The organism is Ruminococcus sp. AF20-12LB, from assembly GCF_003478985.1.
Taxonomy (GTDB): domain Bacteria; phylum Bacillota; class Clostridia; order Lachnospirales; family Lachnospiraceae; genus Blautia_A.
The window spans coordinates 63,312-79,176 of record NZ_QUGH01000009.1; the positions used below are offsets into that span (position 1 = coordinate 63,312).

The 15,865-nt window shown below is 46.5% G+C and carries 18 protein-coding genes; 1 reads left to right on the forward strand and 17 read right to left on the reverse strand.

Annotated features, from left to right (window positions below; genetic code table 11):
- Positions 1-210: 210 nt before the first annotated feature.
- Positions 211-567 (forward strand): helix-turn-helix transcriptional regulator, encoded by a 357-nt coding sequence (locus DWX61_RS12045; protein WP_118209959.1) that lies wholly within the window; start codon positions 211-213, stop codon positions 565-567.
- 80 nt (positions 568-647) lie between these two features.
- Here DWX61_RS12045 and DWX61_RS12050 read toward each other — a convergent pair whose 3' ends face one another.
- The 17 genes from DWX61_RS12050 to DWX61_RS18965 form a co-directional block, all read right to left on the reverse strand.
- A complete protein-coding gene (locus tag DWX61_RS12050) occupies positions 648-1,556 on the reverse strand; it encodes a conjugal transfer protein (protein WP_118209960.1) in 909 nt (302 codons plus the stop codon).
- A gap of 16 nt (positions 1,557-1,572) precedes the next feature.
- On the reverse strand, positions 1,573-2,577 hold the full coding sequence (locus tag DWX61_RS12055; RefSeq protein ID WP_118209961.1) for a bifunctional lytic transglycosylase/C40 family peptidase: 1,005 nt from the start codon (positions 2,575-2,577) through the stop codon (positions 1,573-1,575).
- Positions 2,574-4,952: a CD3337/EF1877 family mobilome membrane protein gene (locus tag DWX61_RS12060; RefSeq protein WP_353652876.1), complete on the reverse strand. Its 2,379-nt coding sequence runs from the start codon at positions 4,950-4,952 to the stop codon at positions 2,574-2,576. The genes DWX61_RS12055 and DWX61_RS12060 overlap by 4 nt, the downstream gene beginning before the upstream one ends.
- Positions 4,949-7,399 (reverse strand): conjugal transfer ATPase TcpF, encoded by a 2,451-nt coding sequence (gene tcpF, locus DWX61_RS12065; protein ID WP_118209963.1) that lies wholly within the window; start codon positions 7,397-7,399, stop codon positions 4,949-4,951. The genes DWX61_RS12060 and tcpF overlap by 4 nt, the downstream gene beginning before the upstream one ends.
- Positions 7,383-7,775, reverse strand: a complete 393-nt coding sequence (locus DWX61_RS12070) for a conjugal transfer protein (RefSeq protein ID WP_118209964.1) — start codon at positions 7,773-7,775, stop codon at positions 7,383-7,385. The genes tcpF and DWX61_RS12070 overlap by 17 nt, the downstream gene beginning before the upstream one ends.
- A gap of 89 nt (positions 7,776-7,864) precedes the next feature.
- Entirely contained in the window at positions 7,865-8,353 is a 489-nt protein-coding gene (locus tag DWX61_RS12075; RefSeq protein ID WP_173721802.1) for an antirestriction protein ArdA, read from the reverse strand.
- Between the two features lie 129 nt (positions 8,354-8,482).
- A complete protein-coding gene (locus DWX61_RS12080; RefSeq protein ID WP_002570387.1) occupies positions 8,483-8,704 on the reverse strand; it encodes a hypothetical protein in 222 nt (73 codons plus the stop codon).
- Positions 8,705-8,755: 51 nt separating this feature from the next.
- A complete protein-coding gene (mobT, locus tag DWX61_RS12085) occupies positions 8,756-9,937 on the reverse strand; it encodes a MobT family relaxase (RefSeq protein WP_179985537.1) in 1,182 nt (393 codons plus the stop codon).
- A 194-nt stretch (positions 9,938-10,131) separates the two neighbouring features.
- On the reverse strand, positions 10,132-11,529 hold the full coding sequence (locus tag DWX61_RS12090; RefSeq protein ID WP_118209966.1) for an FtsK/SpoIIIE domain-containing protein: 1,398 nt from the start codon (positions 11,527-11,529) through the stop codon (positions 10,132-10,134).
- 23 nt (positions 11,530-11,552) lie between these two features.
- Positions 11,553-11,798 carry a hypothetical protein gene (locus DWX61_RS12095; RefSeq protein WP_032547033.1) on the reverse strand — a complete coding sequence of 82 codons (246 nt, stop codon included), beginning with the start codon at positions 11,796-11,798 and terminating at the stop codon, positions 11,553-11,555.
- Positions 11,799-11,800: 2 nt separating this feature from the next.
- Positions 11,801-12,178 (reverse strand): YdcP family protein, encoded by a 378-nt coding sequence (locus DWX61_RS12100; RefSeq protein ID WP_118209967.1) that lies wholly within the window; start codon positions 12,176-12,178, stop codon positions 11,801-11,803.
- 21 nt (positions 12,179-12,199) lie between these two features.
- Complete coding sequence (locus tag DWX61_RS12105) at positions 12,200-12,514, reverse strand: YdcP family protein (RefSeq protein WP_118209968.1); 315 nt, start codon at positions 12,512-12,514, stop codon at positions 12,200-12,202.
- Positions 12,515-12,626: 112 nt separating this feature from the next.
- A complete protein-coding gene (locus DWX61_RS12110; protein ID WP_118625514.1) occupies positions 12,627-13,694 on the reverse strand; it encodes a DNA cytosine methyltransferase in 1,068 nt (355 codons plus the stop codon).
- A 649-nt stretch (positions 13,695-14,343) separates the two neighbouring features.
- Positions 14,344-14,907, reverse strand: coding sequence for an HNH endonuclease (locus tag DWX61_RS12115; protein ID WP_118625516.1), 564 nt, complete (start codon positions 14,905-14,907; stop codon positions 14,344-14,346).
- A gap of 20 nt (positions 14,908-14,927) precedes the next feature.
- A complete protein-coding gene (locus DWX61_RS12120; protein WP_118625517.1) occupies positions 14,928-15,371 on the reverse strand; it encodes a hypothetical protein in 444 nt (147 codons plus the stop codon).
- Between the two features lie 76 nt (positions 15,372-15,447).
- Positions 15,448-15,636 carry a hypothetical protein gene (locus tag DWX61_RS12125; RefSeq protein WP_118625519.1) on the reverse strand — a complete coding sequence of 63 codons (189 nt, stop codon included), beginning with the start codon at positions 15,634-15,636 and terminating at the stop codon, positions 15,448-15,450.
- Between the two features lie 16 nt (positions 15,637-15,652).
- Complete coding sequence (locus DWX61_RS18965) at positions 15,653-15,829, reverse strand: hypothetical protein (RefSeq protein WP_182433993.1); 177 nt, start codon at positions 15,827-15,829, stop codon at positions 15,653-15,655.
- Between the last annotated feature and the right edge of the window lie 36 nt (positions 15,830-15,865).

Here is a 15,865-nt window from a genome sequence, read left to right on the forward strand (position 1 = left end):
TCAGAAATCCCCCATTTCTTCGCTGCTTCGTGGCAAGACATATATTCCATAACACCCAAGTCCTTTCTACAAATCATATCAGTATAATTATAGTCGGACATACGAATAATAGCAAGTGCAAGTCTATGAATTATTATGGCTATAAATAGGAACTGTGTAGACGTATTCAGTATGAAAGAGGAACAGTAGAATGTATATGGGTGAATAAATATGGCAAAAAGACCAACAGCTAAATATGACTTTAAGGCTTTCGGACAAGCTATCAAAGCAGCGAGAACCGAACGAAAAGAGAGCCGCAAGAAAGTAAGTGATGAAATGTATATCTCACCACGTTATCTTGCTAACATTGAAAATAAAGGGCAACAGCCGAGTTTGCAAATCTTTTATGAGCTTGTAACACGTTATGATATATCCGTAGACCAATTCTTTTTCCCAGATAAATCAGCGGAAAAAGATACACAACGCAGACAACTTGATACATTGCTTGATAGTATGAGCGAGAAAGGAATACGGGTAGTCACCGCCACAGCAAAAGAGATAGCCAAAGTCGAAACAGAGGACAGGTGAATGTCCAGAACAGAATTTTAATGAGAAGACACATTGTAATCTTTCAAGAAATACAATGTGTCTTCTGTATTTATATAGCTCTATTTCACAATCTTCCAGTTTTCCCCGTTCTTTTCCAGCACAAGGTCAAACTGCGATACCTGTGTTGTCATGGTCTGGTTATCCAGATATTTCACCGCAAGGGAAGCCGTCACCTGATTTCCGTTTCGGTTGTAGACCGGATTCACCAGTTCCGAGAAGATATATTCTTTCCCCACAGGTTTCAGCACGCCCTCATTCACATAATAGGTCAGCTCCTTTGCGGTTGCCGTAGGGTACAGCTTGAAAAAGGTGGTGAGAAATTCGTTGATTTCTTCTGTGGTGATGGAATCCACCGTACCGTCACTTTGTACCGTTTTTGGCGTATAGCCGGATTTTACGGGAACGCTGGTGATGGTAGGATTCTGGATAATCGTCAGGTTTCCAGAGCCGTCCACATAGACCGTCACCTGATAGGCGGAACGGACGGTTTTACCGGATTCCCCCTCTGTAATACGCTGTTCCACCGTATAAGTCACTTCATAATGCTGTTCCTTTTCTTCTGTGATTTCCCATATCTGAAAATCGGTCAGGGCAGACGATACGGGGATGTCCTTTCGGACAGTATCTACATTCAGGGCTTGCAGTTCTCCGGTAAGATACCCTTTTAAAGCGTTTGTCCGGTTATCAATGGAAGCGGCGGACTGTTCCCATGAATAGTAGACTTCTGCGAAATTCTCCACAAAGTTTTCTATCTTGTGGGTGTCGAGGATGGTTTCCTCAATTACTTTGGTTTCATGGACAGTATGAATGTCTATCGCCGTGAAATTCTTATAGACGGCAAACAGGAAGCTCACTGCCAGCAGCACCCACAGGGCAATTACGGTTTTTTTGTGGGTATTGACTTTGTAAACTTTCAGTTTCTTTTCTTTCTGCTTTTTCTGGTTATCCTCTTTTCTAATCTGAATCATATCGGTTCATCCTTTCTTATTGTTTGATTCGTCCGGCTCCGGCAAGGTGCTGTTGCCAGTAGGAGCCTGTCAGGTCTGCGTAGCCAATGGGATTTCCGGCATGGTACATCCGGTTATTTCCCACATACAGCCCCACATGGGTGATGTAGGTTCCGGCGTTGTAGGTGGAGTGGAAAAAGACCAAATCCCCTGCTTTTGCTTCGGACAGGGGGATGTGCTGCGTTACATTGTACTGTTCCTGAGCTGTCCGTGGCAGGGCGATTCCTGCCTTTCCATAACACCACTGCACCAGTCCCGAACAGTCAAAGGAAGTGGAGGGGGAATCGCCCCCGTACACATACGTCCAGCCCTCATACTTTAAGGCTTCGTCCATGATAGCCTGTACCGTTTCATCATTAAACTGTGCCACGGTCAGGTATTGCGATACCAAGAGGACATAGAACATATTTCCATAGGAATATCGCCAGCCCCCGTTTTTCTCTACCGCAACAGGGTTGGTGTAGGTGACTTTCTTTCCGCCGGATTTGTCCCTTGCGAAGCTCTCTGCCAGTTCAAAGGTGTATTTTTTTCCGTGTCCTGCCACATAGTCTAGGAAACCGCCGCCGTAATTATAGGATTGAATCACGCTGTTTAAGTCACAGCCCTTTGTTTCTGCCGCTGCGAGCAGTTCCGAGAAATACTTGCAGCCTTGTTTAATGGATTCCTCTGTACTCAGGGAGTTCGGGGGAAGCCCCAGAGATTCCGAGGACTGCATAACGTCTTCCAGCGTGCCGCCGGATTCCACCTGAATGATGGCGAGCAGTACATTTAAGTATTCCTCTATGCCATATTCCTTTGCATACTTTTCCAGCATAGGCTTATGGGCGAGGACTTCCTGTGATACGCTCACACCCCCATAGATAAGGTTTCCGCCGCTTCCGCCGTCTTCCTCATCCGAGAAGACAATCACCACCAAAAGGAGCAGGGAGAACATCATCACGAACACGCCGGAACAGGCAAAGAAAAGGTGTCTTAACTTCATGGCTTCTCCCCTTTCTTCTGTTTGGCAGCTGCTTTTTCCGTTTTTGTCCACTCCTTTCTGGCGGTGGTACGCCGGATGGTAAAGTTCGATTCTTTTACCGCAGGGGCAGCCCGTTTTCTTTCCGGTATCACAGGAGCCGTATCGTTATGGACAGGTCTTGCCGGACGGGGAGCAGCAGGTGTAGTAGTTGTCTTTTGTCTTTCCTCTGGTTTGTCTGGGGAAGCCGGAGGGACTATCTGGCGTTCTGTCCTTACAGGCGGTGTTTGTTCATGGTGGATGGAAGCCGCTTTTACCACCGGAACCGAAGCCCGTTCTGCCACAGTTCCCCCATAAGGAACCTGTCCCCGTTCCCTGATGGATGGGGAAGCAGGCTGCATGGCTGGTTTTCCTGCATGAATGGTATCTGCATGGTTTTGGAAATCTTCCGGCTGCTTTGCAGTAACAGGGCGTTCATGGACAGGAGCCGCTCCTTTGAGTACTTCGGAAGCTGTCTTTTGCTGTTGTTTTGCCTGTTCCAGTTCCGCCCTGCGTTCTGCAATGGTCTGTCTGCGGCTTTCTGCCTGTGCGTTTCGCTGTTCGGCTCTGGCAGTTCGGGTCTGGGTCACGCTGGAAGTAAAATCCCGTACTCCCTCTGATACCTGTGTTTTCCCGTGGTAAAGGGCGTACTTTGCATTGACGGGCAAATCCTTTGCCTGCTCCCGAAGCTGTCCAGCAGTATCGCTTATCTTATCTTTGGTATCTGCCACCGCACCTACCGCAGAGCCAGCCCGTTTCCATGCGGATTCCTTTTCCGGTGCTGCCTGCCCGTCTGGTCTGCTGTGGTCTGCCTGTGTCCGTTTGGAAGAACCGGAGCTGGAAGCAGTTCTCTGGTCTGAGCCAGCCTGTTTTCCTGCATGGTAGGCAGCCGTACCAGCCCCAAGAGCCGCCACAGAACGTCCTAACTTATGCTGTAAACGGTGCATATGGGCGTGCATGAGCATACGGGGTCTTCGCATGATACGGCTTCCCATGCTTTGGGAATCGCCGCTCTGCAAGGAGAACATCCCCATCAAATCCCCCAGCTTGAAATAAATTCCGGCAAAGGTCACTATCTGCAAGAACGCCGTCAGAAAGAACGGATATTCCCCAGACAGGTTGTAGAGCATGGTGGAAATACTGAACGCTACCGTGATAATCAGGGTGATTCCGGCTCTGGTAAGGATGGTATTGAACAGTTTCGTAATGGCACGTTTTGACATCCCCTCAAAAGAGGGAACCATGCTAAGGAGGAAGCTCACAGGCAGGAACATGGCATAGATGATAAAAAGCACCTGTGAAAAAATCATTATCCCCGTGAGCAGGAATACAAAAACGGAGATACCGATATTGAACATGAACAGGAAGAAGACGGTTCCCAAGCGGTTGATGGTCTTTGTGATGGTAAGGTTCGTATTTTCCCTGTCTTCGATTTCCTCCACTACGATTTCTTCCCTGTCCTGCCCGTTGTTTTCGTCTGGACTGGTTGAGAGCAGGCGTTCCACACGGTCAGTCCCAAGGCTTTCCACATCCGAGTTGCCGTATTGCAGCAGGAGCCACGGCTGCTTGACCTGAATGGAAAACAGGCTGTCCCGTATCAAATACACGCTGTCTTTTCCTTGACTTTCCGAGTTCGGCAGCACAATCTTTGTGCCAAGGGTCAGGCTGGCATTGCTGATGTCTGCGGAAAATTCATTGATTTTCCCGATATAATCAGGGGCATAGGCGATAAAGGAAGCGGACAGCACGAACACCACCACGAAATTCACAACGGCATGGATGGCTTTTGTGGTTTCCCGTTTGATAAGCCCTGTGTAGGCAACGTAAATCCCCACTACCAGAATGAGAATCAGCAGGAACCCGACATAAAATCCCTCCGAGGACAAGCCGCCTGTGGTAACGCCTGCAAGGGTCTGCATATTTTTCCCAATGGAATCCGCCGTAGAGGAAATGAAGTCCAGCGAGTAGGCTTCCTGAATCAGATACCCCGTGGCGTTGGAAAGGTACAGGCTGATTGTCCAGATAAAATTTGTGATGGCATACAGCCCGTACATCACCTGTTTTCCGATACCGTCCAGCCAGTTCCACGGGAGCCAGTCCCATCCGCTGTCCACATAAAAATCAAGCTGGTAGTTGTCCAGAGGATATTTGCTGTATTCGTTGGCAGCGTCCACCGTATCATCCACCAGTCCGGCAGCGTGGGCGGCTGTGCCGAAGACTGCCAGCAGCAGGAGGATGAGCAGGAGTGCCAGAAGCACCCTACCAATCACTTTTCCTGCTATTTTCCAAGACAAGCCCTTTTTTTCTGAATAGGGAACAGGGAGTTGCTGCCCGTTGGAAGTTCTATGTATCACCATCATTCCACCTCTTTTCTTACGGGCGGTCTGGTATCAAAGGCATGGAACAGGTCTTCAAAGATAGGATGGAACTGTATCACTCCCACACGCCCGTACAAATCACTGATAAGGCACTGCCCGTTTTCCAAGTCACGGAGCCGCTTCTGGTTGTTTTCATCTTCGGAATCCACACCGAAAAAGGCGAGGGTCTTCTTGATTTCGTTGATGTCCGTGGAACGGAACGCAAACTTTAAGCCCAGATTGTTTTTCAGCTTTTCATCCAGTAAATCGTCCGTGTTCTGGGTGACAAAGTAAACGCCTGCGTTCATGGCACGTCCGGCACGAACCAGCTTCATAGAGAGGGTCTTGCCCTGTGCCACCTGTAAGAAGCTCCATGCTTCATCCAAATCCACAATCTTAAACACACTGCGGTCGGTATGGATGAAGTCGAGGGCAAAGGTGCTGATTACAATGAGCATTGCCACGGAAAGCAGTTCCATTGTGGTGTATTCTTCAAACGAGGTTTCCTTATCCGGCAGCACCAAATCCGCCACCTGAATGATATTGAGCTGCTTTTCAAGGCTGATGGACTGTGTGACATCCCCATCCGAAAAGAGCAGGTGTGCAAAGTCATAGTCCGTAAAGGATTCAATATGGTCTGCTATGCTGGTGCTGATGGTGGTTCCCTCCGCCCGTAGTTCTTCAATCACCTTGAAAAGCCCCCGTTCCTCACTGTTTGTCACCGCACGGATGGCTTTCCGAAGAACAGGGAACTTTTCCCCGTCACGGCTGGAAATGCCCGTTAAAAAGGTCAGGATGTCGATTGCCAGTGATTCGGAATCCTTTGGGTTCTCCATAATCACATACGGGTCGAGTAAGCCCCTGTTCTGTTCCTCTGAGGTCAGGTTTACGATATTGATTTCATGGGCGATTTCCGGCAGGGTTTCTTTCCAGCGTCCCCGTTCTGCTTTCGGGTCAACAATGAGTGCCTGTGCCCCAAATAATACACAGTAGTAGACAATCATGTTGTTACTGAATGATTTTCCACCGCCGAGGGAGCCGACAAAAGCGGCAGCAAGGGCGTTGGTGACAGAGCCTTTTACCCCTTGACTGGCAAGGGCAGGCTTTAAGTACACGTTTCTTCCCGTATCAAGGCTGTACCCGATATAAATACCCTCCGGTTCCCCTAACATCTGGGTTGCCCCGAAGCCAAGACCAGCAAGGAAGTCGCTGGTGACATACTGGATGTAATCGTTCAGATACCGTTTGCTGGCAGGGAGAAATTCCCCATGCAGCCCCAGCATATCCCCAAAGGGGCGAACCAGCTTCACGTTCAAATCGTCATAAAAATCTTTTACCTCATTGCAGCGGCGTTTCAGTTCTTCCAAGTCGGGAGCCGTCACACGCACCACATAGGACAGCTTATACATGGATTCCTTGCTCTGGTCTAAGGTGGATTCCAGCTCATTTACGCTGTCTAAAGCGTCCACCACGTTTGTACTGGTTTCACTGTCATTCTGCCATGCGTGGTTGTCCAAATCTTTCAGCTCTTTTTTCTTGTTCCGCACCGTGGAGAGGGCTTTCCGGTTTGTCACAATCTCCACATTCATAGAGGTATCAATGGGAAAAGTGAATTGCTGCTGCTGATAGTAAAAGATTTCCGAGGATGGGAAGTCCAGTTCCCCCACAATGCTGTTGATGGTGAAGTAGGCGGCATAAACCGTCCCGTCTTCCTGTTCGATTTTCAGATACCGCTGGTTTTCCTCTATCAGACAACGGGTGGGTTTGATGAGGTCATAGTATTTCACCAGCGTTTCTTCCTGAAACCGCTTCTTTGGCAGGTAATACTCATAATCTTCGTAGGCGGTTCCGGTCTGCCCGTATAAATGCTCAATCAGATAACCAAAATCGTCCTTATCAAGCCGCCGGACTTTAAAGCGGCGTGAGATTTTACTTTCCAACAGTTTTTCCATCTTCTGAAACCGCCAGATTTCCTCATTGCTCATGGAAACAAAATCCCCCATGAGCTTGTGGTTGACTTCATGGAGAAAATCGGAAACGGCGGTCTTTGCTTCCCTGCGAAACTGCTTCATGGTGACTTCCTGCTCATTGACAAGCAGCTTGAAGCCGATAAAAAAGCGGTAGTCCACCTGATTTTCCCCTATCATGGAAATCAGGGCTTCGGTCTGTGCGTCAATCTTTGCACAGGCAACGTCCTTTAGCTTGCCTGTCACTTCCTGTTTGGAGCGTTCCTGTGCCGCCCGTATGCTGGATTCCGTGCTGATTTGCAGGGCGTGAATCTTCCCGTCCCTGTTCTGGGCGATAAGCTGCCGGAACGAATCGTGTACCTGATATTTCTGTTCAGGGCTTAAAAAGGAATAGTTGTAGGGAAGCAGCTCATAGTAAGCAAAGCACTCCCCATCATGGTTGAACACAAGGTTATTTTCGATATACTTAATCGGATATGCCATAAATATCACTCCTTACTGCCGTGATGGGCTGTGCCGGAGATTCCTTTTCCAGCTTCACGGGCTTTCCTGCATAGGTCAGTTTCGGGCGTACCAGATATGCCAGTACGGATTTCAGGAAGCCGTAAGGCTTCTTCCCGTCAAAGGTCTTCTGGCACATGAACCAAGTGAGGGCAAAGGGTACGCCGAAATATTTCAAAAATGCCCCGTCAATGAACGAAAGGGGAGGGAGGTTCCCCAAGAGCATAACTGCAAACACCGATACCACGAACCACGCCATCTGTGTGAACGTGATGGGGAATGGCAGCTTAAAATCATTGATGGAATATAGTACCTTTTCCACCGACCAGATACTGGTATAGCTTCGTATTTTTTTCATGTTGTCCGTCCTTTCTAAAAGATGGGGCAGCAAAAGCCGCCCCTGAATAAAAAAGCCGCCTGTATTTCTTGAAAGAGATACAGACGGGTCTACCGTAAGATTTCATATACGCCGTGGTTTGTGACAACAAAGGTTCCCTCCAATTCCATGTCACGCCCATAGGCTGCATAGTCGATATAGTTTTGTAAGTGTGCCGGAAGTTCCCCAAGCTGTCCAGTTTCTTCCAGATAGTAGCGAGCCACATCCGCCATATCGTCACAGCCGGAATGGCAGATAATATCGTCTTCATGCTCACAGAGTTCTTCGATACTGCCAAAGTAGGATTGCAGCTCTGATAGTTCCTCCTGAATGTACTCCGGTAAGTCCTCCACCATTTCACACAGGCGGTTGACTTCCTCAATGGGGGTGTATTCGTCAATCTCAAAGGGCAGCTCATAGTCATGGATGGCGTATTCCTCATACTCATCATTCAAGCCGATACGTTCCTTGACTTCCTCAAAATCCACAGGCGGCGTAAACCATGCCCCCACCAGTTCGCCCTCATTGTATTTTCCTAAGTTGGCAATGTAAATCCGCATTTCTTCCACAGTGTCACCTCCATTCTCCGTCAGGCTTCTTTTGGGGAGTTACGCTCCCCAAGCCCCTAGTGGACTTCCGCTATGAAGCAATCAGAGCTTGCTCCATAACGGAAGTGTGATATGTTTTTTCTATGCACCGATAATCTTATTGAACAGTTCCAGTAAAATGTCCTTTACACCGTCCGCATTGAAGACCAGACCGACCGCTACAAGGGACACCACCAGAAAACCGATAAGTTTGGAAAATTCCCTCTTAAATCCAAGGTACAGTCCAATCACCACGATTGCCAGCAGCACAAGGGACTGGGCGTTGGATAAAAACCAGTTGTAAAGATTCTGTCCGAAATTCATAAAAGCTCCTTTCTTTCTTGTAAGATTCCTTATGTTTCAAGATTGCCGCCGTTAAAGCACCACCTCCTTTGCAGCGGCGGCTTGCTGCTTCAGGATTTTTTCATGCTTCTCCGTCAGCCTTGCATGGGTGATGATGTCATGGACAATCTGGGTGTGGTTCATCTTATCCAGACGGAGAGCCAGCTTTAAGGTGGGTGCTACCTGATGTGAGAGCCAGTGCAGGGTGCGTTCAAAGGAATAGGGTTCCGGTTTGGTTGTCAGTTTCAGGCTTCCCCTGTGTTCCCCGATAAACCACGCCCATTCCTCACTGATACGCCAGTCAGAACGGGGCTTTGTATCGTCCCTGTCCACGAACCGGACATAGCGGTTGATGATTTGAAAGGCTGTCCGTTCTGGATTGTCATGTTCTAACAGGTCACGGATGGCGTAAAAGGCACGCTCATTTTTCAGCCGGATTTCAAAGCGGTTCTTTACCTCTGCGTCCGCAATGGGAATATCATGCTTCTTGTACTGCTCATAGTCCTTTTCGTAAATGCAGAAGTACACCTCACTTTGGAGGGAACCAATATACAGGGTGTTCCCCATACATTCTTTTTCCCCACGCCGTACCAGTTCGCCGCTGCGGTAGCTTTTGAAGCTGCGGAAGACCGAGATACATTCCTCATTCCGGCACTTCTCTGTCAGATTGGGAATGTTCAGGATTCCCGTTTTGTCATTGATAGCGAGGTCAAGCCGCTTCGTCACGCCGTCCTCCATGAGAACGTCCATGAAAAATTCATACCAGCTCCGTTCCTGTGCCAGCAGATAGCTTTCAAACTGGCGGCAGCCACGCCCTTTCAGTTCCAACAGCACCCCTTTTTCCAGTTCCGGTGATACCAGAACGAAAATATCCCCCAGATAGTAATGCTCCGTGTAAGAGTAGAAGCCGTAGTCTTCATGGATAAAGTAAGGCAGTTTTAGCCGCAGCACGTCTTCCACGATATGCTTCACATCCGTAGTGGGAAAGCGAATCCGCACATAGTCAAAGAGCATTTCAAGGGGATTGTCTGGATTGAAGCGTTCCAGAGCTTTCGTGATGGTTTCCTGTAATGTTTCGGATGGGTGAGCCTTGCCCGTTTCAATATCGCTCAGGTACGGACGGGTAATTCCGGCAGCTAAGGCAAGTTTCTGTTGTGAGATACCGTAAACTTCCCGTTTCTCTTTGATGTCCCGTACCCATGTTTCTTCGTTCAGCGAAAATCCCTCCTGTCTAAAAAAGCGTATGTCAACTTTCGGAGCCTTGTTGACATACGCCGGATATGGGAAAAATCCCTTGTGTACCGTGGGATTCTGCCCTGTTGTTTGGTTGTTGCCTGTCGATTTGTACCCCTCTGTTAGATACGAGGGGTTTATGCTAGCGTGCCTTGCGGCACACCAGCCACAGCAGGTCAGTCCGTTTCTGCGGCTTTCGCTTCGCACGCCGCCTGCACTCCCTGCCTGCTGTCTGTCAGTTTTTTTATTTCTTTGAGGAAATCGTGTCCTTTGGGTACTAGGGGTGTGTAAAACTCCGAGATAACGCTGGTTCCCACATCCACATAGCCACGCCCTTTTATCTGCTTTAGGAAGAAGTCCTTTGTGGTTTCCCCGAACATCATCCCATAGCCCATTTCCGACATCCGCCCCAGAGCCACACGGAAATTGAACTGGTCACGGATTCCATCCCCCAGATACTTTGCGTCCGGACGCTGGCAGGCGAGAATCAGGAAGAAACCAGCCTGCCGCCCAAGCATAACGATTTGTTTTAACTTGTTGAGGACAGCGGCATTTTCCTTTGTGCCGAGCATTTCCATAAATGCCACATATTCATCAAAGATAAGGAAATTTGCCGGAAGCCCCAAGTAAGCGTAGTTTTCCCCTGTCCGGTAATTCTCCATGAGCTTCATGTCTTCGCTGCGTTTCATCATTTCCTCATAGAAACGGTCAATACAGGCGAGCATATCTTCCTTTTTGTAGTACACATCCGGCATAACCTCCTGTAAGTCCGCAAGGTCGGCGTTTTTGGGGTCTAACACGAACAGGACGGCGTTGGTGCGGAGCAGGGCTTCAATGAGGGTCAGGATGAAGTAGGTCTTTCCGCCGCCGGTTCCTCCGGCAATGAGCATATGGGGGAGCTTGTCATACTCCCACCAGACATTTTCCATGAGCCGGAGTCTGCCATCCTTTGCCTGTACGTCCTCAATGGAGATACGGTTGGCAATGGTATCATAGAGCAGGGTGTACTCCACATAGGAATCCTTTAATTCCTTATCCGTCAGCTCACAGTACAAGCCGCTTTCCAGTTTTTTCTCCAAGTTTAAGAGCTGTTCCTGATATTTCCCCAAGGTGATTTCTACACGGATATGGAGCAAGCCCTGTTTCATCCGGTAGTAGATTTTGGGAAAGTAAGTGATGGTTTCTTTGGAACGGCTGGAAGACAAGTCCTTGAAAAAAGCGTCTTCCGTTCTCTGCTCCGATTCATACCACTTGTTTTCCAACACCATCCTTGCCAGCTTTTGGCGGTGGATGAGCTGCTTTACTTCGTCCCTGCGGTATCGCCAGAACAGAAGAACTGTTGTAAGACACACCAGCCCTGCCATGCCCATGCTGAATAACAGGTAAGGGATATTTACATCCTGTGCTATCTGGGAGAGGGGCACTTCCTGCCAGTTGGTTCCGGCTATTTGCCGGATATGAAACAGTAGGACAACCAGCAGGAAGACAGGGAACAGGGCAGCAAGGGCAGTATGGGACACAAGGTCTTTATCCGTGGGACGGATACGTTTTCCACGGGGGAAAAGCTGCTTCATGGGAACAATCCTCCTTTCCGTGATTAAAAATAGCCCATATAAAGCAGCGAATATCCTTTCTTGCTGTCTTCCATATGGGCTTGAAATAAAAAAGTATAGCCGGATGACTCCCTGCACAGACATTCCGGCATATAAACTGCCAGATTTTCCGGCGGCTGATAATCTTCTAGGGCTTCGATAAGAAGCTGACCTGCCATCCAGCAGTATTCCGGCAGAGAAACCAGCCGGAAGTCCTGTTCGTATTCTTCATATCCAGTAATTGCGTCCATACTTATTTTTCTGCTGGCGGTTCTTTCTTTGGCGGCTGCGGATTCATGGCAGCACCTTTTTTCAGAACAATATCATCCGCCTTGATGTACCAGTCCACCTCTGCCCCCTGAAAGGTAGCCGTTGCCACGGTATCTGCCACAGGATTGATGATTTCCACCTCTGCGTTGTAATCGAACTCCTTTAATGGCACGCTGGCAGGGATAGAAACCTGAATCATACGCCCCTGTCCTCTGGATTTTAAGTCATAGGTACGCTCCTTGATTTCTTCTGATACCGAGCCGTCTTCATTCTGGAGGTGAACCTCACGGCGGAGGGCAGAAAATTTCAATGCCCCGAATGTTGCTTCCTTGTCAATCACGATTCCGTTTGCTAATCTCATAGTCTGATGTCCTCCTTTTCCTTACACTTTTACCATATCGTCAGCGTGTAAAATGTAGTTAGTGAAGCCCCTTGTGCCGATTTTATAGCCCTCTGCGGTGATACGGGGATTGACGAGCTTCACACGTTCTTCAAAGTCAAAATGCTTCTCTCCGGCTTCGGCAGGGAGGATAACCACAATATCATCCGCCCTCTGTACGTCTGAATAAAGGTTGAAGCTGCGGGAGAGTACCGCCATGCGTCCGTTGATTCTTCTTTGTTCTGTTTTGTCTTCTCCGGCAAACTCCAAGTTGCCGAATGTCTTTTCCATGTTGGGGATAACGAATTTTAATTCCATATAGATGTACCTGTCCTTTCTGAAATAATATAGTTGGTTCGATAGTTTCTGTTGATGTTCCATCCGACAGCGGAGGGGAACGATTCTTTTCTGTCATACAATACCGCCTTTCTTATTCGTGTATGGTTTCTGCTATTCCTGCCATGATGTAATCAGCACACGGTAGGGCGATTGCGTTTCCAAGTGCTTTGCACCGTGCATTATCTCTGATGGGCTGTCCTAAATTTCCATATGCTGTCCACCCCTCTGGTAATCCCATCAAACGCTCACACTCCACAGGTGTCAAATTTCGGAGAACTCCGTCTTTTTCTTCCCCCTCATACCAGAATGAAATCATATTGACTGCTTTTGCCAGCAGAGTTGGAAAAGGTTCATCTGGTCGTCCGAAACTTGCGAGGAAAGCAGACTGGTTTCCTGATTTTGCAGCACTCCGCATACGCCGTTCCTGAAAGGGGCGGATGATGGGTATCTTCCCCCTTGTTTTATCAAGAGATATTCGACTGGCTCCGGCGGCGGGCAGCCCGTAGTCTGTGCAAGGCGGAGGAATCGGGAACATATTGCGGGGCTTAAATAGTATTTCTGCGGAACGCTGTCCTCTAAAATCTGCCACAAGGAAGATTCTTTTTCTTCGCTGAACAAGCCGGGGCTTTCCCCAATACTGGGCGTCCATGAGCCGCCAGCACAGGTCAGTTTTTCCCCCTCGCACCATACCGGCGTTAGCCCATCCTCCAGTAGGAGGCATTGAAATTTCGGTATCGGAAAATGATTGCAGCACGGCTCTAAAATCCATCCGGTCATTTGAAGAAAACGCTCCCATGACGTTTTCCCAAACAGCGATAACTGGATATAACCCATTTGTAGCACACCTCATTTCTTCTATAATTCTGATAGCCTGAAAAAACAGACCTGATTTGCTTCCAGCCAGTCCCTCACGTTTCCCGATTTTAGAAAGGTTCTGGCAGGGAGAGCCGAATGTAATAATATGGACAGGAGGGATGTGTCCTCCATGTATCTTTGTAATATCCCCTAAATGTTCCATGCCGGAGAAATGGCGTTTTGTTATGGCAATCGGGGATTTTTCAATCTCACTTGCCCAAACGGGAATGATTCCATTACGGGAAGCCGCAAGAGGGAACACGCCGATTCCATCAAACAGGCTTCCTAATTTAAGGGCACACATAGACCGCCTTTCGCTTTTCTTTTTCGTATGTTGTTTCCATTTTTCTGTTCCTTTCCAGACAATAAAAAAACACCATCAATGGAAGTCCATTCAATGGCGTTTGCTGTTGTCTGCTAATTTTTCAAGGTAAAGCAGAAAGCCCAATAGAAAAAGACGCAAATCTCAAAAATGCGTCTTTTTCTATCTTCATATTCATTTTTTATAAAAGCACCGTCTGCCTGCTGTCTGCAAAGCCTTGATTTTACTGGTTTTCTACTACCATCCTTATCAAAGCCTTGCTAATCAAGGCTTTTCAGCACTTTTCTCATTTTCCTGCACTATACCAAAATCATGAAAAATAGTTCGTATTTAATTTCGTTTTTCGTTGTATTTTCAACGTATATAGTTTTTTCACCTTATTAATTCATACCATCTTACTAGGAATTATCCTATAATTCCTTGCTATTACTGGCTTTTCTCGAAGTTTACATAATATTCAACATCTATATACCATATGATTCCATAATTTCCTTGTATTTATTGAATATACTAGGTTTCTCGAACACCATATGTAATAAACTATTCCCTGCAATATCTCAAAAATATCTCAAAAATATCACAAAGAATAGTTTATTTCCTAGTCCCTTAGTAGGTTTTTCTTTATCTACGCTTAACCATAAAGATCTTTCATCTGTTTTCCCAAGTATTTTTTAATGAATCTCCATATGATCTTATTTCCAATTTTATCATCCATCTGATACATAAAAATATTACTTATCTTTTCTCCAAAATCACCCGAATAACTATCTGCTTTCCATGTATTGCATTCCCTACAACACGGCATAAGATTATCCAAACAATCAGCTCCACCTTTAGCTAATGGCACAACATGATCTAAGGTCATATCTGATAATAATAAATCTTTCCCACATATGTAGCATTTACATTCGCCTTTACGATATACTAATTCTCTCTCATAAGCAGTATATTGTCTGCGTTTCATCTTTTGAAGTTTCTTTTTAGTATTGTCTTTTTTGCATAATGGATCATTCATAAAATCATCCGTATCATATGGAAAAAATCCTTCACATTTTTTTGGATTGAATATTACTTTACGCATCGCAACATTACAAGAATAGAATGTCTGTGCTTTTTCAATATCCTGTACCTTTTTTATCTTTCCACTATCATCCGTAGTAATATAATGCTGCCCATTTGTCAATACAATAGCCACAACCGCTACACCTCCATCCTTTACTTAAGAATGAACTGTTTCAATGAGTCATAGGCATAAATTTTACAAGATTTATATAATAATCCAGAGCCTTTTACGTTATGAATCTCCATTGTGTTTTTCAGATTACAACTTTCACCATTCATTTTCTTAACAGTGACGCACAGGATGTAGTAGATTTCCGTTTTAGGTTTCCGCTTGCTGTTACGATCAAATACCTTTTGCAACTCTACATTAATGGTTACATCTGTGCATGGATTGTGTTCTACATCTATATACTTTTTTAACAGTGTTAAAATAGCTTTCTTCATATCGTTTGAAATACTTACTTTCCTGTTTGGATGAAACATATCTAAGCGAATGATTGCCTTATTAGTTTTAAAATCTTCCCCCTCGGATTTTACCAACCAGTTAAAAGCTGGTTCCTTCTTTAACTCGTTAAATTTTGGATACTTTACTGCCATTTCTTATAATCCTCCTGTTGTCTATATTTCAGGGAGAACACACAAGCATTCTCCCCATATGTATATACTTCTCTTCTTATTTCTGTTTTTTCTTCAATAATTTGCTGTCATCAAACCATTTCATAGGCTTTCCACTAAACTGTACCTTTGGTTGCATGATAGTGCTGTTCCCAATATTACGAATAATTCCGTTTTTAGATGTAACAGCAAACATTCCTGTTACTTTTGTATTCTCCAAACCTTTATGCATTTTCTGCTTATCCATACGCTTCTCCCTTCTCTTAATATCCAAACAATAACCAGTGTGCAATCATTCCCAGAGGAAAGCCAACCATGAGAATGAAAAAAGCAACATACTGTAATGCTGTATTCAGTTTCTGCTTAATTGTTTTTTTGAGTGCTTTTTTAAATCTGCACTCCCACTGGTCATAAGTCATCACTGTTTCTGTTTTTCTCATGATTTCTGTCCTCCTTGCCCGTCATGCCGATAGCAC